At 39.8% G+C, this 21,200-nt stretch carries 16 protein-coding genes; 4 read left to right on the forward strand and 12 right to left on the reverse strand.

Annotated features, from left to right (window positions below; genetic code table 11):
- Nucleotides 1–72: 72 nt before the first annotated feature.
- The 7 genes from ABG082_RS12060 to ABG082_RS12090 all read right to left on the reverse strand — a co-directional run bounded on the left by ABG082_RS12060 (nucleotide 73) and on the right by ABG082_RS12090 (nucleotide 11,646).
- On the reverse strand, nucleotides 73–429 hold the full coding sequence (locus tag ABG082_RS12060; protein ID WP_029708013.1) for a winged helix-turn-helix transcriptional regulator: 357 nt from the start codon (nucleotides 427–429) through the stop codon (nucleotides 73–75).
- 71 nt (nucleotides 430–500) lie between these two features.
- The gene (locus tag ABG082_RS12065) at nucleotides 501–1,370 is read right to left on the reverse strand and encodes an alpha/beta hydrolase (protein WP_348936130.1); all 870 of its coding nucleotides are present in this window, start codon (nucleotides 1,368–1,370) and stop codon (nucleotides 501–503) included.
- Nucleotides 1,371–1,423: 53 nt separating this feature from the next.
- A complete protein-coding gene (locus ABG082_RS12070) occupies nucleotides 1,424–1,687 on the reverse strand; it encodes a hypothetical protein (protein ID WP_348936131.1) in 264 nt (87 codons plus the stop codon).
- 258 nt (nucleotides 1,688–1,945) lie between these two features.
- Nucleotides 1,946–2,404 carry a hypothetical protein gene (locus ABG082_RS12075; RefSeq protein WP_272511731.1) on the reverse strand — a complete coding sequence of 153 codons (459 nt, stop codon included), beginning with the start codon at nucleotides 2,402–2,404 and terminating at the stop codon, nucleotides 1,946–1,948.
- A gap of 5 nt (nucleotides 2,405–2,409) precedes the next feature.
- Nucleotides 2,410–9,402: a DNRLRE domain-containing protein gene (locus ABG082_RS12080; RefSeq protein ID WP_272511732.1), complete on the reverse strand. Its 6,993-nt coding sequence runs from the start codon at nucleotides 9,400–9,402 to the stop codon at nucleotides 2,410–2,412.
- Nucleotides 9,403–9,571: 169 nt separating this feature from the next.
- Nucleotides 9,572–10,378: a BPU family class D beta-lactamase gene (gene blaBPU, locus ABG082_RS12085; RefSeq protein WP_348936826.1), complete on the reverse strand. Its 807-nt coding sequence runs from the start codon at nucleotides 10,376–10,378 to the stop codon at nucleotides 9,572–9,574.
- Between the two features lie 98 nt (nucleotides 10,379–10,476).
- Nucleotides 10,477–11,646: an acyl-CoA dehydrogenase family protein gene (locus ABG082_RS12090; protein ID WP_348936132.1), complete on the reverse strand. Its 1,170-nt coding sequence runs from the start codon at nucleotides 11,644–11,646 to the stop codon at nucleotides 10,477–10,479.
- 120 nt (nucleotides 11,647–11,766) lie between these two features.
- On the opposite strand from ABG082_RS12090, the gene ABG082_RS12095 reads away from it, so the two are divergent.
- Genes ABG082_RS12095 through ABG082_RS12110 form a run of 4 tightly spaced genes read left to right on the forward strand, consistent with a single transcriptional unit; the run spans nucleotide 11,767 to nucleotide 14,833 of the window.
- Nucleotides 11,767–12,555 carry an amino acid ABC transporter ATP-binding protein gene (locus tag ABG082_RS12095; protein WP_007501396.1) on the forward strand — a complete coding sequence of 263 codons (789 nt, stop codon included), beginning with the start codon at nucleotides 11,767–11,769 and terminating at the stop codon, nucleotides 12,553–12,555.
- Nucleotides 12,552–13,412: an amino acid ABC transporter substrate-binding protein gene (locus ABG082_RS12100; protein ID WP_348936133.1), complete on the forward strand. Its 861-nt coding sequence runs from the start codon at nucleotides 12,552–12,554 to the stop codon at nucleotides 13,410–13,412. Before ABG082_RS12095 ends, ABG082_RS12100 begins: the two co-directional genes overlap by 4 nt.
- On the forward strand, nucleotides 13,409–14,107 hold the full coding sequence (locus ABG082_RS12105) for an amino acid ABC transporter permease (protein WP_008342617.1): 699 nt from the start codon (nucleotides 13,409–13,411) through the stop codon (nucleotides 14,105–14,107). The genes ABG082_RS12100 and ABG082_RS12105 overlap by 4 nt, the downstream gene beginning before the upstream one ends.
- Before the next feature lie 12 nt (nucleotides 14,108–14,119).
- Complete coding sequence (locus tag ABG082_RS12110) at nucleotides 14,120–14,833, forward strand: amino acid ABC transporter permease (protein WP_008342619.1); 714 nt, start codon at nucleotides 14,120–14,122, stop codon at nucleotides 14,831–14,833.
- A gap of 40 nt (nucleotides 14,834–14,873) precedes the next feature.
- Here the strand turns inward: ABG082_RS12110 and ABG082_RS12115 are convergent, their stop codons facing one another.
- The 5 genes from ABG082_RS12115 to ABG082_RS12135 all read right to left on the reverse strand — a co-directional run bounded on the left by ABG082_RS12115 (nucleotide 14,874) and on the right by ABG082_RS12135 (nucleotide 21,163).
- Nucleotides 14,874–15,914 (reverse strand): 2,3-butanediol dehydrogenase, encoded by a 1,041-nt coding sequence (locus tag ABG082_RS12115; RefSeq protein ID WP_008342621.1) that lies wholly within the window; start codon nucleotides 15,912–15,914, stop codon nucleotides 14,874–14,876.
- Between the two features lie 70 nt (nucleotides 15,915–15,984).
- On the reverse strand, nucleotides 15,985–17,205 hold the full coding sequence (locus ABG082_RS12120) for an MFS transporter (protein ID WP_348936134.1): 1,221 nt from the start codon (nucleotides 17,203–17,205) through the stop codon (nucleotides 15,985–15,987).
- Nucleotides 17,206–17,580: 375 nt separating this feature from the next.
- Nucleotides 17,581–18,330, reverse strand: coding sequence for a glucose 1-dehydrogenase (locus ABG082_RS12125; RefSeq protein WP_017367675.1), 750 nt, complete (start codon nucleotides 18,328–18,330; stop codon nucleotides 17,581–17,583).
- Between the two features lie 236 nt (nucleotides 18,331–18,566).
- The gene (locus ABG082_RS12130) at nucleotides 18,567–19,724 is read right to left on the reverse strand and encodes an iron-containing alcohol dehydrogenase (protein WP_348936135.1); all 1,158 of its coding nucleotides are present in this window, start codon (nucleotides 19,722–19,724) and stop codon (nucleotides 18,567–18,569) included.
- Nucleotides 19,721–21,163, reverse strand: coding sequence for an alanine/glycine:cation symporter family protein (locus tag ABG082_RS12135; RefSeq protein ID WP_348936136.1), 1,443 nt, complete (start codon nucleotides 21,161–21,163; stop codon nucleotides 19,721–19,723). Before ABG082_RS12135 ends, ABG082_RS12130 begins: the two co-directional genes overlap by 4 nt.
- Nucleotides 21,164–21,200 lie beyond the last annotated feature (37 nt).

Below are 21,200 nucleotides of genomic sequence, written 5' to 3' on the forward strand. Positions count from 1 at the left end.
AAGTCACGCTGAAAAGAAAACAAAGAGCTAAAATAAAATGATTTTAGCTCTTTGTCTACATCTATCGTCTTTCTATTTATCATCCTTTAAAAAATTGCTATCGAGATATTGTTTTCCCCAATCATACATCGCCTCTAAAATCGGCATTAAGCTTTCTCCGAGTTCTGTGAGAGAATACTCAACCTTTGGCGGAACGACAGGATAAACCTCCCGATGCACAATGTGATCTTCCTCTAATTCTCTTAGCTGATTGACAAGCATTCTTTGCGTAATCCCAGGCATTAACGACTTTAACTCACCAAACCGTTTTGTCCCTTCTCTGCCAAGGTGCCATAAGATCAGCATTTTCCACTTCCCGCCGATAATATTCAGCGTCAGCTCTTTTTCGCAATTGAACACTTTATTTTCCATACGTGATGACAACAACATACACTCCTTTAATCTCAAACCACTTTATCATATACTGAGGCAAAATGGATTGCCCTAGCATACAGTCTTTGTTATTGATTTTGTTTTTTGACGAAAGCCATCACAGCCTTTGTCATCTCTTGCGCTTCTTTTGGCGCTCTGTCAGATCCAAACCATTTATTTAAATCACTGTGGCTCAGCGAATGAACCCGAAACACAAAATTAGAGCCTTTCTCATGATTGAGTTTTTCTGCAAATCGGTACACTTCAGGATTTTCCCAGCCTGTGACCAAATAAACAGGCGGTACATTCGTTTGATTCATATAAGTGACCGGTGATGCCTTTGTCCAGTTTTCCTCTTGTTTGCCAAAGACTTTTTTGTACGATGGAATGGCTTGTATAAATTGATTGATGTTTAACGGTCCATCTAAAATCACGATAGAATTGATCGTTTTTGGCGACAGCCCCACACGTTTTAAGTAAGTCGAATCTGTAGCAACCAATGCCGTCAAATGACCGCCCGCTGAGTGACCCATGACATTGATTTTTGACGAATCGATTTGATATTCATCTGCATGATCCTTCACCCATTTAATAGCGTTTGCCGTATCATCTGCCATCTGCTCGTAGTTGGCATCAGGGTGAAGCCTGTAATTCATTGAAACAAACACATACCCTTGACCCGTAAAATAATCCGCCTTTGAAGCGACTCTATTCTTATCGCCGCCTGTCCAGCCTCCGCCATGGAGATAGATCATGACTGGATGCTTCTTCTTTTTGTCTTCATCTTTTCCCTTTGGCATATACATATCGAGTGTTTGCTGTTTGTTTTGTGTGTCTGCATAATGGATGTTTGTCGTCGGCTTAGGCTGGTTGAAACGGAACACAAAGAATGCGCATACCAATAAGCCAGCGATGACCGCCGCAAATAAAAGCCACTTCATCATTCGATTCAATGTCATTGCACCTTTCTGTGTTAGGATGGGGAAGCATGATTCGCACATATGTAGAGCGACTAGCCCGATTCATTTGATACGACTTGTATGACTTGAATCGTTTCACAATAAAAAGAAAAATACTGTTCTTCATAATCTTCGACAAAGTAATTCAAATATTCCCAGCCTCTATCCAAAAGTTGAATGTTCAAAAAAAGAGAGGAATCGTTTGTTAACTCCAAATCTTTGATTTGAACAGAAGAGACGTTGGTAAATTTCAGATGAATGTCTGCTTTATGGGTTGCAGATTCGTATGGGATGTGTAGATGAATACAGTTGATCAAGTCGTAATGTTCATTATACTCTTTAAAGTAGTGAAATTCATTGATTTGCTTTAGATGGTTGATATTGAAATCAGGGATTTGTTTCTGGATTTTTTCATCTAAAAATCATGTCATCGTTTGTCCTCCAAAGTGTAAAGGCTCAGAACCTTTTTATAAAAGTCATTTCATTATTTTCTTAAATTATTAAAATCCCTTTCTATAGGAAAGGGATTTTAATAGATGTTATTCATTCATTAAAAAGTTTGAATCTTAGACTCTTCAATTTTCTTGAAATTGAAGAATTTCTCTTGCTTCTTTATACAATTGATCAATTAATTGTATAATAATTCTTTGTAAGTCTACTTCATTTTCAAATTCTATTAAATATCCTTTTTTACTCATGGGATTATTCGATACACAATCCCAAATATCGAGATGGTCTATACAATAACCTTCATCACCTTCATCACCATCATGAAACTCTTCGCCATTTAAATAATCTACTGAAAAATATATTGATGAATTATAACCTGCTGTAAAACAATCTGATATTTGGATTTCTCTCCCGCTAAATTTTTTGCCATTTCCAAATCTTCCAAATTCAGCATTGATTTTTAAGCCTAAATCGTTAAATTTTTTTTGTTTTTCTTCCACTATATTCAGAGCAATATTTGTAATTTTTTTTTCGATATCAGCTATAAATTCTTTAGTAATAGTGTTTAATTTAACTTTCTTCAAGTTCTTCACCTACTTCTGGCCTTTATTTTTTTCCCATATAATTTCCACCTTTTAGTTCCCTTACTACTCCTTCTCCAACTACTTGTTTTTTTATTATGGCTCCACTTATTTAACTGCCAATGATATCCATGGTCATTATGTGGAGTATGAAACTCAAATGATCTATGCGTATAGCCCGAACCTTTTCTTGTTTTCCATCTAACACCATAATACCCCTTAATTTTACCTACTTTTGTTATTCTACCACCTTTTTTAGACCATTTAGCTAATTTATATCCGGCCTTTAGTACTTTTCCAGCACCACCTAGAGCGGCTCCAGTAACAGCACCTCGTAGCGCTGCTTTTCCAGCACCTTTCCATGAATAACCCTTTTTTCTATTCTTCCACATATAATCGGCAACATCCCAAGCTGCTCCACCAACCGCACCTGCTGCAATCCAGACCCAATGTCCATCCGGATCAATAAATTTCACCGGGTTGTTGTTTCCATAGGTATATCCGTTTTGATCTAGTGCATCTCCATCGCTTCCTGGGTCTGGGTCAAGTGATAGGAATACGCCATTTTTTGGTTCATAGTAGCGGGCGATTAGATAGTAAAGTCCTGTTTCTTCGTCGAAGCGGTAGCCAGCATAGCGATATGGGTTTCCTTTTACTTCTTCATCTTCTTTTACTTTAGTTGGAACGCCCCATGTATCGTATTCGTACTCAGCAACGATTTTTCCTGCACTATTTGTGATGGCAATGACATCACCGTGTGCATTGTAGTGATAGAAATATTTGTTTCCATTTTGTGTGAATGCAAGGAGTTGTCCACTCTCACCGTATGTGTATGCTTTTGTGACTTCGTTGTCTCCATCTGTTTCGTATAAAACATTCAGGCTATCGCCGTCATAAAAGTAATTGGTGACTTTTCCATTCACTGTTTTTTGAATTCTGTATCCACGCTCATCATATTTGTAAGTGACAAATGGCTTGTCTTCGCCTTTTTTCGTGATGGCCGTTATGTTATCTTCTGCATCCCATTCATACAGGAATTGCCCGTCAGACGTTCGGTTGCCATTTTTGTCATAAGTTAAAGTCTCATCATTTACCTTTGTCAGTTGGTTCATGATGTTGAATGATGCGTTGATTGTTTTTTTAGTGCCATTTTTTTCAGTCGTGACGGTTTTTCTGTTTCCAAACCCATCATATGTGTAACCAATGACCGTGCCATCTGGATAAGTTTCTTTGATCAATTGATCTAATTTTCCATATTCATAACGAATCTTCCCGTTGCTTCCTTGATCAACCGTTATTCTGTTTCCACTTTGATCATATTCGTAAGCTTCGTTTAGGATCGTTGCCCCTTGGCTTGTTCCAATGTGCAAATCATTAATTAAATTGCGCTCATCATAAGCAAAACTAGCACCACTGCCGTTACCTGTAATAAAGGACTGAACATTTCCATTTTCATCATAATCAAACGAATACGTAGAACTCGAATCCTTCATCTGCGTCATTTGATCAAGCTTATTGTAACTGAATTGGTTCGTTCCTTTTTGATTTCCGTGTGTCCACTCAAAGGATTTCAGTTTATCTGAATTGGCTGGATACGTCCAAGTTTGGCTGCTGCCACGCTCTGTTAACTTTGTGATGCGGTTTTGTTGGTCGAACGTTCTGTTTTTGGTTGTGTTTTGTTCTTTGTTAACAACCGTTGTTTCGTTTCCGTTTTTATCATAGCTAAAGTGATATTTTTCTGTCCCATTGTATGATTTTGATTTCACTCGGTCTGTTCCATCATACGTGAGAGACACTTCATGTCCATTAGCAGAAATGGTTTTGATTAAGTTGCTATTCGCATCATATTCACTTTTTAACACATTTCCTAAAGGATCAATGGTTTTCGTCAATTTGCCCATCAGGTCATATTCAAATTGATACGTCTGATCTGAATCAGCACGAATGGTTTTCGACCGTTCATTGCCCTCTTTATCGTAGGTTCTCACAATGGATGTCCCGTTAGATAAAGTGATTTTCTTCAGCTGGTCTGCCTGGTCGTATTCGAATGTTGTTTTTTCGCCTTTCGCATCTGTTTCTGAAAGCTTTTTGCCCGTTTCGTCGTAGGCAGATTGAGATGAGTAACCAAGCTCATCCTCTTCTTTAACAGCATAGTTCCCTTTCTCGTCGTAAGTAGTTTTCGTTAACAGACTACCTTCTACTAGACGGATATCATCAAACCAAACCGTTCCAATCGCGCTTTTTTGGAAAACAATCTGAACGTCGACTTTTTTCAATGGTTTTGTTTTTGGTATGACAACCGCCGCTCGGTTCCATTCTTGTGTACCGGTTGGGAATTTTGCATTAAACGTTCCTGTTGTGCCGTCTGTATACGTGACGGACGCTTGAAGTGAGTAATCATTTTCATTTGAGGCTTTGACATCTTCAGACTTAGACATCCCAGTCAAGGTGACATACACAGATTGATCATTCGCACTTTGTTCAATCGGGACAGATTGTTTATAGATGACATTCGCTTGAGATGAAGATGTTCTGGTCATTTTTAACGAAACGTCATCGTTAAAGCCTTCTTCATTATCTAATGAACCACCTGACCCACTCCAGCTTGTTGTTTTATCCGTAAAGGAATTATTTTTGACTGGATTATAACTTGATGAAACTTCGCCTTTTTCCAGCTGAATCTCATCGAACCAGGCTTTTCCTTTTCCAGCCTTATCTCGATGATCCACTTCCATATAGATCACAGCTTTACCTGCATGAGATGGCGTCGTAAACGTGACTTGGCGTTTTGTCCAATCGTTTTTGCCTGATAATGTGCTGTAACCGTTGCTGATCCATTGAATTCGTTTGTTGTTTGTATCTCTTAAATCGATGTTAAAAAATGCTCTTGCTTTTGTTAGCTCTGTCTTTATTTTCCCACTAAGTGTATACGTCGTATTTGGCTCTAGTGTCACTTCTTGAGTAGCAGAAGAATAGCCAAGTTCAGTTCCTTCAGTGGTCGACTGTGAACTGACCTCTAATACTCTGCCGCCAGATAACGGACCACTTTTCCCAGCTGTTTGCGCTAATTTCCCTTCATCCTTAGATGCTGTAAGCTTCCAGCCAGTTAGCGTATCTTCAAAACTGCCATTTTTCAATATACTCGCACCTGCAGCAAGTTCTTTACTCGTTTGTACCAAATTCCCGTACGAGTCATAAATGCTGGCTGAAGACATATTTCCACTTTGATCCGTTTCAGATACAGCATCTAATCCATCGTAGGCGATATCTGTAATATCTCCTTCTGTATCTTTCACTTTAGTAACATCATTGTTTTTGTTATACTCGTAGGTTTCTGTCCCGTAAGCATCTTTCGCCAGAATGACGTTGCCATTTTTGTCATACGAATAGCTTTCTGTAGCTTTTCCTTTTTCTACATCATTCGGATCCGCTTCTTCAACGATTTGATTTCCTTCATATTTGGTTTTGGTCGTAATCTTCAAACCTTCCGCATCATCTACAACTTGAATTGGATTGGCTGCTTCGTTATACGTATACTGTATTTTTCGACCATTTGGCTGCGTCAGCATGAGTGTCTTTTTAGACATATCATATGCATACTCAAAGGTTTCTTTTTTTGCATTGATCGCTTTGACTAAACGGTGATTTTCATATTGGTATTCTGTAAAAACAGGCTGATCTTCTGTGCTGTTTTGAGAGAATTGTTTAATCAATTTTCCTTCTTTGTCGTATTCATATGAGATACTCGTTCCATCTGAATCAATGACTTTTACTAGTAAGCCTGCATCATACTCAAATGAAAGTTTTTTCCCTTTTGGTCCTTGAACCGAGGTGATATGACCATCTTCATCATATTCCATCGTTATTTTTCGGCCAGATGCATCTTCCATTGATATGAGCTGATTGTTTTCGTTATATTTGTATGTCGTTGTATTTTTATGTCCATCTACAATCTTGGTGATTTTCCCACCGTTTTTACTAAAGTGCGCAAAGGTTTGATCCTTCGTTTTTAACATGTATTCATCTTTTGATTCCGTTAATTCAAGGAAAATACCTGTTGGTGGTTGATACGTACCATCTGCTTTTTTTGTAAAAATATGAGTTGTAGCATCCTCATCAAGATAGATGGCACCTTCTTTTGTTGGCGTGATACTAGTTTCTACATCTGCGTACCACCCTTGTCCAAACAGGTGGTCAGCAGCATCTAAACTGTTGTAAGTTCGACCAATTCCAAGTCCTGGTCCTCTTCCATCAATCGACATTTCTTCTTCACTGACAATCACATTACCAGTTGCACCATTCAGCTGGCCGTCTGGTATATCAATAATCGACCAGTAATCCTCTGTCCCAAGGAATTCTGCACCTTCATGGAATGTCGGGTTAAAGGCAGGTGTCGGAATGGTTTCTCCATTTGCATCGTAGGCGGAAAGAGTAAAGGAGTAGTTCTTGCGTCCTTTATAATTTCCATTCGCATTTTCATATACTGGTGAAGGGTCTAGCGCTAATTCCCCGCCCTTACCATCTGTATGAAGCACATATTTCCCACTTGTAACTTCAGTAGGAGTCGGCCAAATATTCTTATTTTGTGTTGTCCAATGATCGACATCACCAACATCAAATGATTGATATGCCTTACCATTATAGATGTTAATTTTATATCCTTTTGCATTTTTTACTTTGTCCCAATGTAAATTGATATAACCTGTTTGGCTCTCTTTCGTATTCGTATAAGCATATCCAGATAAAGCTTTTGGTCTAGATAGATCAGGTAAAGTTGGTCCAGATGGCGGTGAAGCAATAGCTTCTCCATCTTTATTGTAGGCAATCACTCTGAAGGAATAATGTTTTTGAGCCGCATCTCCTCCAGCATTTTTATAAGTCGCACCAGGATGAATTGGAAGCTCAGCCCCTTTTCCATCTTGGAGGTGCAATGCAAATTTACCTGCTTTAATTTCAGCAGCTGTTGGCCATACTTTTTTTCCTTTTGTTGACCATGATGTTTGATTACCGAGATCCAATGTCTCATAGCTTTTCCCATTAAACATTTGTATTTTATAACCGGTCGCACCGGAAACTGAAGTCCAAGAAAGATCAAAGTAACCTGTTGCGTTATTATTATTAAATCCTTTTGTACTAGGTGCTTTCGCTCTAGCCACATTCGGCACGACAGGTTTTACTTTTGCTGACATTGCGCCTTCACCTTGGTCAAAAATCGCACTTACAGCTACCCAATAATTTTTGCTTGTCGCATAATTACCACCTGAGTTTTTGTAAACCGGGGAAGGATCAACTGCTAATTCTGTCCCCCCTTTTCCATCTAAATGAAGTTTATATTTCTTAGCTGCAATCTCACTTGCTGTCGGCCAAATATTCTTTCCTTTTGTACTCCATGATGCTACATTTCCAACTGAAATGGCTTCATATTCTTTTCCGTTGTATAGCCACACTTTGTAACCTTTTGCACCAGACACCTTTTTCCAACTTAAGTTTAAGTAACCTGTCCCATTTCCATTACTAAAACCTTTTACAGTTGGTGCATTTGCTTGTGGAATCGTATACGTGACTTCAATGACTGGTTTATTGGTAGAGTTTGTTGATGAGATTATTTTTTTCCAATGGTCTTGTCCATTTCCATTAGCATGTAATTTAAAGCCATAGTTAGCTGTTCCGCTATTCCAAGCTTTGATGGTCGATGTCACATCATAACTCGCCCATTGTCCTTTATATACGTTGGCCTTACCGATGTTTTTAGAACTTGGTTTATTGTTCCATGTTAGCTTTGTATGATCATAGTTGGCATTCACTGTATCAAGCCAAAGACCAGTTGCTTTCGTCCCGTAATATGAATGAGCAACATACGTTTTGAGCGTCGCTTTTGTTACATTCATATTTTGAATCGGTTTGAATGAATTAAACTTCATGAACGCGTAGTTTGTACCAGTTGTTTTATCATAATAACCGGTTTTCAGGACATAACTTTTCAGATTAGCATCCCATTTTTGCGTAGATGTTGAATAGTTTGTTGTTGGGTATGCACTCATAATGAATGTGTCTGATGAAACAGATAAAGAAGTCGATGGATCGATAGACACAGGATAAACTCGTTCAGGATCCTTAAGCCATTTCTCATCAGCAGTTACACGAAGTAAATAGCCATCATCTTCTTTTTGCAATTCAAAGCTCACATCTTCTGATCGAGCCACTTCGCCTGACTTTTCATCTAGATTTGAATCGGTCATAAACGGTTTTGGAACTTGAAAAATGGTCTGTTTTTTCTGATCAAAGAATCTAATAGAACCATCTTCCTCAATTTCTCCAGTTAGATCTGTCTTTATTTTAAATGTAAAAGAATTGTAGCCATCATATCGTTTGAGTACAATATCTTCTTTGATATTTTCATTAAAAGTAAATGATCGTAAATCAATATGTGGAAATACCTCTTCGTATGTAAGTTCGTTGGTGTTTTCTTTAAATTGTGCAGAGGTATCTTTGGAACGAATTTCTGATTTGTTTGTTCCTGAAGCTTTTAAAATTGAAAATTCAATTTGATGCTTCTTGTGTTCGAATGTAGCATAAAGCCCTTGCTTCATTTGTTTTTGAAAGGTTGAATCTAACCTTGCATTTTCCGTTTCTATTTCTTTTTTCGAAGTTGCTTTTAACTCTGGAGAGATGTCCTCCCACTCAGCATCTGGTGACTCTTTTATATGAATGGGGTCAGGATATACTTCTTGCGTAAATACTCCCTCTCCTTCATAGAAAAGTTTGCTATTGGCTGTTCTTTCCGAAAGAACTTCTCCGTCTTTACCAATTTCAGCTTCATCAATCCCTGCTATTTCAAGGGTTTTTGAATCGTCTGTTTCTGGCATGCTGTTATGACTTGATTTTGTATTTTCTACATGTTCTTCTGCAAAAATGTCAGAAGGTAACATTGATATAAGCATCACAAAGGCCAGAAGCGCTGCAATATTTCTTCTCCAATTTACTTTTCTTTTTAGATTCATATTAATCTCCTTATCATATATTTGTAACATTTGTAACAATACGTCATATATCATAATATATTTGAGATAACGTTTCAATATTTTTCTAAAAATATATCATCCTTTCAAACTAACCCAAGTATCATCTTTTTATCAATATATCCCCAAATTCACTCATAAAAAAAGCACCCTAAACGGATGCTTCTACCAAATGATATTTTTTCAAAATACGATAGGTGATTTCTTTTGCTTCTAGTCCGGTGCCTTCTATATTTGTGGCGAAGATGTAGGTTTTGTTTTCATGTTTGATGAAGCCTGCGTACCAGCCGATTCCTGATCCGGAGCCTGTTTTTCCGTATAGCGTGGTGTGTTTCTCTTCTTCTTGTATCATCATTCGTTTGACGGTTCTCATAACCGATAGGTCAAATGGGAGACTTTCTTCATATAGCTGTTTAAGGAAATGAACTTGTTCTACTGGAGAAATGCGCAACGTACTGCTTAGCCAAAATTGATCGATTCCGCCAGATATGTCTTGATTCCCATAATGAATGGCTTTTATCCAATGGCTCATGCGTTCTTCCCCGATATCACGCGCCATGGCTTGATAATACCAGACGACTGAATCTCTCATGCCAGAGCCCAGTGTATGGTCCTTATTCCAGTTATCAATCTCTCTTTTTACTCCGTCCCAATATTTGATGTCGTATTCATCTTTAACTGCGCCAGTTTGAAGTCCGATTAAGGCATTTGCTATTTTAAACGTTGATTGTGGTGCAAAGCGCTTGTTCGCTCTTCTTTTGTTATACACCCATGGTGATTTTTCTTTTACTTCTTGAATCACAAATGTGCCTTCCCGATCTTTCATGAATTCATCGACGGACCATTCTGGAGATGTTCCTTCGCTTGATGAAGGTTGGCCGATAAAAAGTGCCATCAGCATAATAGTGGAAAATAGCCATTTTATATGCTTCTTCAAAAAAACCGCTCCTTTTCCCATGATTTGTATCGATTTTAGCATGTTGAGCGATAAGACATAAGGTACGCTTGTCCTCTTTTCTGCCAAATAAAAAAAGCCGGTTTTATCCGGCTTTCTGTTTATTCTACGTTCAATTTTTTCTCTTCAATCGCTTGCTTTGCAATTTTCGAAATTGTCATATCGTCCATTGGTGGGTTATGAAGGCCAGCACGAATGTCTCGATAGTAACGTTGAAGCGGGCAGCTAAGGCTTAAGCTTTTTGCACCGACTAAACGCATGGCTTTATCGACCACTTGCAGACTATGATTGACGACTGTATGCTTCACAGCACCGAATTCATTGATTAACAGCTCTCTTTTCTCTGGCTGCTCATACAATGTTGTCGTTGAATAGATGACATGGCGTGCTTGCTTTAGTAGTAAATCAATTTCGCCAATCAGTGTTTGGACATTTGGCAGTTCGCTAATCGTTCCGCTAATACTGTTCGGTGAATGGGTGATGGCATACTGAACAGCATAGTCTCTTGCCGCTTGCGCAATCCCTAAATAACAGGAAGGGATATGTGCGATCCAAGGATTCAGCATACCGCCCCGAGGTCCTTTTTGCACTTCAACCAACATGTCATCTGGGACTTCCACTTGATCTAGAATTAAATCATGGCTCTCTGTTCCTCTCATGCCAACAACATCCCACGTTTCTTCTATAGAAACACCTTTTGTATCACGGTGAATTAAGAAGAAGCCCATCGCTTCTTTTTCTTCGATCCATACACCGACGAGAAAGTATGTGAGTGCTGGTGACATCGTTGTGAATGTTTTCCGGCCATTGATCACCCAATGATCTCCTGATTTCGTTGCAGTTGTTCCAGGTTTGCCTCCTCTTGTTGGACTCCCTGTCTGCGCCTCACTGACGGCCCGGTTCACAAGAGCCCCATTTTTGATTTCTTCAGCAAAAAATTGCAGCTGCTTCTCATTCCATAGTTTCTTTTCATAAATTTCACCAACAACTCCTTGGTGCCAGCCGATCGATAAGGCAGTTGCTCCATCCATACTTCCTAGCGTTTCTTGAAAAAGGACCATATCCTTTACAGATTGACCCCCGCCCCCGTACTCAACAGGCAGAGACAACGTTGTATAGCCCAGTTCTACTAATGATTCGATATTCTGTTTAGGAAAATAGGCACCCTCATCATGTTCTTTTGCAGAATGTTCGATCGTTTCACGAAGGGATTCTAGTTGATTTAGCCAATTTTGTTGAAAATCTGTATCGACAAATAATGCTTTAGACAAAACGTATCCAACTCCTCTGTTTCTCGCAATCTATCATATCCGATTTATCCAATAGGTATTATTAAAACACACTTTACTTATAGGATTTAATGTGTTAAATTTTATCAATATTAAGTACATATGTCAAAGGAACGTGATGCTTTTATGATTTCTGCTACTAATCTACATAAATCCTATGGGTCAACTCATGTGTTAAAAGGAATTGATTTCACCGTACAAGAAGGTGAAGTGGTCGCCATTATTGGACCGAGCGGATCAGGAAAAACAACACTTCTCCGCAGTTTAAACAGCCTTGATATCCCAGACAAAGGAACGCTGACAGTTGGAGAAGCCACGATTCAATTTGAACAATATCGAAAAAAAGATCTTCTAAAACTCAGACAGCAATCGTCTATGGTGTTTCAGCATTATCACTTGTTTCAAAATAAACGAGCACTTGAAAACATCACAGAAGGATTGATTGTGTCTCAAAACATGTCTAAAAAAGAGGCAGAAAAAATCGGAGAGCAATTGTTAACACGAATTGGACTGCTTCATAAAAAAGAAGCATTTCCAAGCGAATTATCCGGCGGTCAACAGCAGCGAATCGGAATTGCCCGTGCGCTTGCCATGAATCCTGCGGTGCTTTTATTTGATGAGCCGACGTCCGCACTGGACCCAGAGATGGTCGGAGAAATCCTTGAAATGATGAAAGATATTGCGAGCCAAGGAATGACGATGGTCATTGTGACGCATGAAATTTCGTTTGCAAAGGATGTAGCGGATACAGTGATCTTTATGGCAGATGGGGAAATCGTTGAAAAAGGCTCACCAGAAGACGTCCTGATGAAGCCTCAGCATGAACGGACGAAACAATTTTTATCAAGAATTCATCGCGGGATGTGGCAAGGATTGGAGGAAGACAGATGAAGCGCAAGACTTTATTCACTGCCGCTGGTATCCTTCTGTTTCTCCTCTCTCTTATTGGCTGCAGCAGTGTGAAAACAACAACAGATGATGGCAAACAAATTGTCAAAGTCGCACTAAGCGCAGAAGTCAATCCGCCTTTTTTAGCCACAAATGACCGCAACGAGCCGATTGGCTATAACATCGATTATTTAAATGAAGTCGAGAAACGTTTGCCACATATTCATTTTGATTATATCTTTGGCGAGGAAGAATCCAATTTAATTGGGATCGGCGCTGGGAAATTTGAAATGGCGGCTAATTGGTTTTTCAGTAATCCTGAACGTGAAAAACGCTTTCTTTATCCTAAGGTGCCATACGGCTATTCGATGACAGGTTTAATTGTGAATGAATCAGAGCAAGATATTCAATCTCTAGACGATATGACATCAAAAAAGCTCGCTCCCGTCAGTCCTAGCGGTGGCCTTCGTTCCATATTAAATCAATATAATGAAGAACATGATCGAAAAATTCCGCTCACGACCATTGAAAGCCCTTCAAACGAACTCAATTTAAAACGAGTCGAAAGTGGACAGTCCGATGCGGCTTTTATGAATATTTCGACCTTTGATACGATTCAAAAACATCTTCACCTGAAAGTGAAAGTGGGCGGCATTGTCTCAAAGGAACCTATTTATCTTGTCTTACAGCCTAGTCAAAAGAAACTAGCATCAGAATTGGACCGAGTGACACAAGAGATGATAGAAGACGGAACATTACCTGACCTTGCGAAGAAATGGTTTGGCGTTGATTTCTTTCAAGATATTGACTATATATCAGAGCAAGGCTATCAATATGAAGAAAGGAAGGAAGCGCCATGACGTTTACAGCTGGAGATTGGCTAAGAATCTTTTTACAAGTGGTTGATCGTCTGCCGCTCACATTTCTTATGATTGTGGTGTCATTGTTTTTTGCCATCATCATCGGATTGCTGTTTGCTTGCATTCGAATCAAACAAATTCCAGTGCTGAAACAATTGGCGGTCATTTATTTGTCATTTACACGAAGTACACCGCTCATTGTTCAGTTATTTCTGATTTATTTTGGCCTGCCTCAGCTTTTACTCATGGCCGGAATTCAAATCAATCATTGGGATCGTGTGTTATTTGTGATGATCACATTCTCGTTACATACGGGCGCTTATTTATCTGAAGTCTTTCGCAGTGCATATTCTTCTGTTGGGAAAGATCAGCTTGAAGCAGCTTACATTGTTGGGATGACAGATACGCAGGCATTAATGAGGATCATTATTCCGCAAGCCTTTCTCATTGCACTTCCGAACCTCGGAAATTACACCATTGATCTCGTGAAAGATACCGCCATTGCATTTACAATCGGACTCATTGATATGATGGGACAGGTCAAAATCATCCTAGGCAATAACTACGGGATAGGGATGTTTGAAGTGTACGTCATCATTGCAATTGTGTATTGGCTGATTTGCATCAGTATTGAACTGATCACGATGCTACTGGAAAGAAAATTTGTGAAAGGCCGCACCAGCCTGTCACGCTAAGGAGGCGATTTGATGCAAACCATTGATATATCATTTGCGATTGACCAAATACCACATATTCTAAAAGGCGTTCCCTTTACCTTATTGATTGCACTTGTTTCTATGGCTGTGAGCCTTTTGATTGGATCTGTTTTTGCTTTCATTCGCCTCTTTCGTATCCCTGTGCTCCGCCAGCTGGTCACGCTCTATGTCTCATTTTTTAGAGGAACACCTCTCATTGTTCAGTTGTTTGCTTTCTTTTATGGCATTCCATTTGTTCTGACCAAAATGAATAGCACTTTTGGGTTGACCTTTCACCCGGATATGGTCTCCCCGCTTACCGTTGCCCTTATCACCTTCAGCCTGCATTCAGCCGCACATTTAACAGAAGTGGTCCGCAGCGCACTTCTTGCAGTAGACAGAGGGCAGCTTGAAGCGGCGAAAATCGTTGGCATGACCACCAGACAGGCGATGATTCGCATTATTTTACCGCAAGCGTTTGTGGTTGCCCTGCCAAACCTAGGGAATCAGCTCATTCAGCTGTTAAAAGCCACATCCCTTTCGTTTACAATTGGTGTACTGGAAATCATGGGAATCTCGCGCATCATTGCAAATGATGGCTACAAGTTTTTAGAAACGTATCTTGTCTCTGCTTTGATCTATTGGATGCTTAGTATTTTCTTTGAACTCGCTTTTGCTTTGTTAGAGAAACGAGTCAGCGTGTACGGAAAATCTCTTGGACGTTAAAAAAAGAGAATGGCAGATGCCATTCTCTTTTTCGTCCTACTTATTCAGCACTGACTAAAATTTTCACTTGATCTTTTTCATTGATTAATGCATGGAAGCCATCTTCGATCACATCGTCCAACTTGATTTTCTTCGTGACGAGTGTGTCTGCAGAGAAATAGCCTTTTCTCATTAAGTTTAATACAGATGGGAAAACATCTCTGTAGCCGATGATTCCTTTGACTGTACGTTCTTTAATGACAATGTCATTCGGCATAATTTCTGCGCCCTTTTCCCAAATGCTTACAATGACTGTTTCACCTGAAATTCTAGTTGATTGGATTGCTTGCTTCAATACAACAGGTACACCTGTCACTTCAAAAGAAACATCGACTCCACCATTTGTGCGGCGTGCGATTTCTTGAACAACATCTTCATACTGAGAAGGATCTACAATGATCGCTCCAAGTTCTTTTGCTTTTTCTTGGCGCTCTTTTGATAATTCCACTGCATAAATGTCAGTAGCACCAGCTGCTTTTAATGCTTCAATGACAAGTAAACCGATTGGTCCACAGCCAAACACAGCTGCTGTATCCCCAGCTTGTACTTTACTAGAACGAACGGCATATAAAGCAACTGCAGAAGGTTCAACAAGTGCACCTTGCTCATATGAAATTTCGTCTGGTAACAAGTGAAGTAATTCTTCATCGACAGATACATATTCAGAGAATCCTCCACCGCCACCAGCAAGTCCTAAGAAGCCCATATTTTCATCTAAGTTGTAAGCACCTTGGTGCCCGTGAGTTGCAAAAATAGGTTCAACAACCACTCGATCGCCTACTTTGTAATTACTCACACCTTCTCCAACTTCTACAATTTCACCAGAGAACTCGTGTCCCAGTGTAATGGGTGCTTTTTCTTTTGTAAGTGGATGAGGTTCATTCACAGGAATGAAGATCGGTCCGCCTAAATATTCATGTAAATCACTACCACAAATGCCGCACCATTTTACTTTCAGTTTCACTTTTCCTGGAGCAACTGTTGGTTCGTCAATTTCCTCTAGTCGAATGTCCTTTTGATCGTGCCAGCGTAGTGCTTTCATTTGTAAGACTCCTTTTCTCATCAATTTAATTAACTTACTTAAATAATGATAACATAATTTTTTTAATTTTCTAAGTAAGATGCACTATTTTTTTGACAGTCAATGGACGAAAAATGACAAAACATAGCAACAGACAAATAAGAAGCATACATAGGCAGCCAATTATGACAGATGTACGTATCGATAACACATGCGCCAATACGCCGCATATTCCTGTCATCATCATCGTCAGAACTGCTTCACATAACGCATAAAAACTTGCCACTCTCCCCATGACCTCTACCGGGATATTCGTTTGATAAAAAGTCATAAAACCGGTGTTTGCAAATGCTAAAAAGAAAGCGAGAACAAAAAAGCCAGCTGCTGCGACAGTCAATGTGCTTGAAAAAGCATAGATCAAGTATCCAAAAGCCACAAACAAACTCCCCGCACCAAGCATCACTGAAACAGGCAGCCTTTCGACAATGACCGTATTGAGACATGCCCCTGCGATAATCCCTGCTCCAGCTACACTGACAAGAAACCCATATTCGGTATTGGTCAACATCAGCACTTCCTTTGCAAAAGCTGCTTCAAGTGAGTCAATCGCAGTCGGCAGCACCGTGATGGCAGCACTAAATAATAAATACACGGCCATCACTTGACGGGATGTGAGACTGAAATGAAAGACAAGTTTTGCATCTTCCTTTAATACCGAGAGAGAAAAGCCCTTTTGTGCCCCGTCTGCTTTTGACAAAATCGGTAAACACATCGTCAAAACAGCAGATATCAAAAGGCAGATTGCATTTACATAAATTGAAAGGACTGGTGTACCAATGAGAAAAAGCAGCCCTGCTACGGCGGGTCCGAGTAAAAATCCACCAGACTGAAGCAAAGATCGAATGGCATTAAACCGTTTTCGTTTATCCGCCGGGATTAGTGCTGTCATATACACCATCGAAGCTGGATGAAACATGGCTTGTGCCATATGAATGAGAAATAGCATCACATATACGATCAATAAGTGGCCTGAAAATAAGGCAAAGGGTAAACAAGCAATCAGAACGGCCCGGCATAGATCTAGACTGATCATGACATTCCGCTGATTCAGTCTATCTACTAAACTACCAGACCAGCTATTTGTTAAAAGAGCCGAGACAGGTCTTAACATATAGACGGCTGTTACAGCAAGAACGGAGCCCGTTTCCTGAAAAATCAGCAGGTGGAGAGCAATCATATAAATCCATTCTCCTATGTTCGCAATACCAATCGCTCCAAGTAACATGCTCATATCCCGCCAATGTTTTTTCATCGTAGTGCCCTCCTTTTTGTCATCAAAAAAAATCCCGCCCCCAAGACATTTCTGTCTTGAGGACGGGATTGACTCCGCGTTGCCACCTCAGTTCATTCACCTGTTACCAGATGAACCTTAGCAGGTTATCGCTAACCCTTCTCTATAACGGGAGAATGCCGCTGCACCACCATCACAATGAATCCGGTACAGAGCTAAGAGGCTTGGTTCTGTAACGCTTCCCAGCTCCTTCTCAGCTTCACGGAGTTCTCTGTGTGAGGCAGCCATTACATACTCTTCTCTATTTGCGCTTTATCTTTTTTTCATCACGATCTTCAGCTGAATTGTTACATATTGTACTGCGCCTCCGTCAAGGCGTCAATGTTTTTTTTCATGTTAATCCGCATAAATCATTTTTCTAGTCATGCCGCCATCAACAACCAAATCTGTTCCTGTCACAAATTGATTGTCTTCATCTGTTAAATAAAAACAAGCTTTGACAATATCCTTTGGCGTTCCTACTCGATTGGAAAGATGCTGCTGATGGTCAATTTCTCGCAAATTTTTCTCATCCTTCGTTTCAATCCATCCAGGGGAAATGCTGTTTACTGTTATATGATCCTGACTAAAGGAAACAGCCAGCGCATGAGTAAGTGCTGATATCCCGCCTTTTGATGCAGCATACGCTTCTGTATCTGGTTCTGACATGGTCGCGCGAGTGGATGAGATATTAACGATAGAACCGCCTGATTGATTCTCTTTTATATAACGTGCCGCTTCCCTTGCACATAAAAAAGCACCTCGTAGGTTTGTATGCAGCACATGATCAAACTCATCAACCGTTAGCTCATAAGGCGATTTTGTACACATAACCCCTGCATTATTGATGAGAATATCGATCGTTTGATAACGAGCCACGGCAGCCGACATGATGTCTTGAATATCCTTCTCTTGTTTCACATCCGTTTTTTTAAAAAAAGCCTCAAAGGACTCCTTTTTCAGCTGATCTTCCAAGCGCTTGCCCTTCTCTTCGTCAATATCCGCAAGCACGACACGCGCCCCTTCTTTCGCATAGCCATACGCGATCGATTCACCAATTCCATTGGCTGCGCCAGTGATAACGACTGTTTTATTGTGAAAATTCATCGTTTATCCTATCCTTTCTCTCATGAGATGTTGTCGTCTATCATACCACTCATGTATACATGATACCTAGTCAAATGGGACATAGAAAAACCACCACCTAAATCATACATTAGGAGGGTGGTAGATTTGTAATTCTCCATATTGACGACATAGTCGTTTGCTTCTTGTGTAAAGTCTGGGAAGGTTTGTGTTTATCATTCAGTCATTCTATTCGGCTCTTTTTCTGTATGATTATATTAAAAAGCAGCCTTTAGTATATCTAAGTAGTCCGCTTTCGTAACGGCACGAACATTGCTGTTTGTAGAGTTGTTTTGTTCTGCTAGTTCAGCCATTTTTTCAAAATCTTCTACTTTTACATAAGATAATTCTTTTAGTGATGGAATACCTAAATTCTTTGTGAATGTATATATACCATCCATTAATTTTTGAATCGCCACATCATCTGCATCCGTTTTATCTGCAAAGCCCATGATGTTTGCAAGCTCTATGTGCAATGATTTGTTTTCAGCTGCATTAAATTGTATGACATAAGGTAAAAATACAGCATTTGCGATACCATGAGGCGTATCATAAAGACTGCCGAGCGCTTCGGCTAAACAATGCACGGCTGCTACATCAGCGGAACCGAAGCATAAGCCAGCGAGTAAACTGCCTTCCTGCATTTTGTATCTTGCTTCTAAATCAGATCCGTCTTCATACGCCTTCGGTAAATAGGTCACAATGGTTTTCATTGCGCTTGCCCCCATCGCCTTAGAAATAGGGTTTGTTTCTTTACATGTATAGCCTTCAATCGCATGGACCAGTGCATCAACACCTGTTGCCGCTGTTATACTTTTTGGCACCGTAGAAGTAAGAGCAGGATCCAAAATCGCAATAGTTGGTCGAAGCAAGGCATGTTTTAAGGTGATTTTTTTATGTGAAGCAGCTAACGTAATCACAGATGAACGTGTCACCTCAGAGCCAGTTCCAGCCGTGGTTGGAATACAAATTAAGGGTGATACATTTGTGTACGCTTTCTTGCCTGCTATATACTCTTCAGGATTACCGCCATTTGGACCTAATAAAGCAATGGCTTTTGCCGTATCCATTGGGCTTCCTCCACCAATCGCAATAACCGCTGATGCTTGTACTTTTCTAAAGAGCTCTGCACCCGTTAGACATTCATGATCTCTAGGGTTTGGAGATACTTGATCAAAGACGACAACGGAATAACCAGCTTCTTGCAAATATGCTTCAATAGGCGTCACCAATCCTGCGCTTTTTACACCAGGGTCAGTTACAATCATAATTGTAGCACTAGGCAATACAATGTCCTCTACAATAGAGGCAATATCTTTAGATTTCCCCGCCCCCATGATCATTTTCGTATGACAATCATATTCAAAATTTATCATTGATTTTCTACCCCTTCATTTGTTGATTTAATCGCTTGTTTTTCTGCTCCCCACCATTCTATTCCTTTTAAACCTGGAATGGTAGAAGCGTAAAAAACAGGGTTCTTTCCTACCTTTCTTTGTCCCATGTAATCATTTAGAGCCGCAAAAGCAAATTTGCCTAAAATCGCAATGGCAACCAAGTTAACAATGGCCATAATCGCCATCGACAAGTCCGCTAACGTCCAAACGATTTGTAAGTTGGCGAGAGCACCAAACATAATCATCATTAAAACAGTGATTCGATACACGAATAGCGCGGTTACACTGTTATGAATAAAACTGATATTGGCTTCACCGTAATAGTAGCCACCTACAATGGAGCTAAATGCAAAAGTAAAGATCGCAAATGCTAAGAAAATACTCGCCCAAGAACCGAAATGCTGCGCCATTGCAGCTTGAGTAATTTCAATACCTGACAAATCACCTGCTGTTTCTACTGTTGATAGCATAATAATAAATGCTGTACAACTACAAACAACTAATGTATCAAAAAATACGCCTAATAATTGAACAAACCCTTGTTTTACTGGGTGTGAAACATGAGCAGCAGCAGCTGCATTTGGCGCACTTCCCATTCCTGCTTCATTGGAAAATAAACCGCGTTTGACACCGTTCATTATTGCAGCGCCGATTCCGCCTCCAACCATTTGCTCTAATCCAAACGCACTTTTCATAATACTTGCTAATGCTGCGGGTACATCTGCGATATTTGTCACAATCACATAAAGTGCTAAGATAATATAAAACGAGGACATGATTGGCACAATGATTTGGGTAAAGCGGGCAATTCTCTTTACACCACCAAAAATGATGAAAGCCGTAAGAATGGTTACGAATACTCCCATGCCAATTGGACTGATACCAAATGAATATCGAAAGGCATTTGTGATGGTGTTCGTTTGTACTGCATTAAAAATTAAGCCAAAACTAAGAATAACAGAAAAGGCAAAGATCCTACTTGGCCATTTCAGTCCAAATTGCTTTTGTATATAATAGCCTGGCCCCCCTTTAAAACCATCACTTGTTCTCACTTTATATATTTGAGCGAGTGTGCTTTCGACAAATGCAGAAGCTCCCCCTAAAACCGCTGCAAACCACATCCAGAAAATAGCTCCAGGACCACCAACTGTGATGGCAATAGCAACACCTGCCATATTTCCAGTTCCAATCCTCGTCGCTGCTCCGATAAAGAAAGCTTGCATTGAAGAAATGTCTTGACTCCCTTTTATTTTTGGGGCTTTTTCAAAAATAGAACGGAAGATCTCTTTTAGTAAGACAATTTGCATAAACTTCATTCTCACCGTAAAGTAGATTCCAATCCCTATTAACATAACGACTAAAATATATGTCCATAAAAAGTCATTTATTGAATTGACAATCGTTTCAAACAAAGCCATCCCCCCTATAAAATCTGAACATTCTAAATAATGAAAG

The sequence above is a fragment of the Bacillus sp. BS1807G30 genome (assembly GCF_040047675.1).
Taxonomy (GTDB): domain Bacteria; phylum Bacillota; class Bacilli; order Bacillales; family Bacillaceae; genus Bacillus; species Bacillus altitudinis.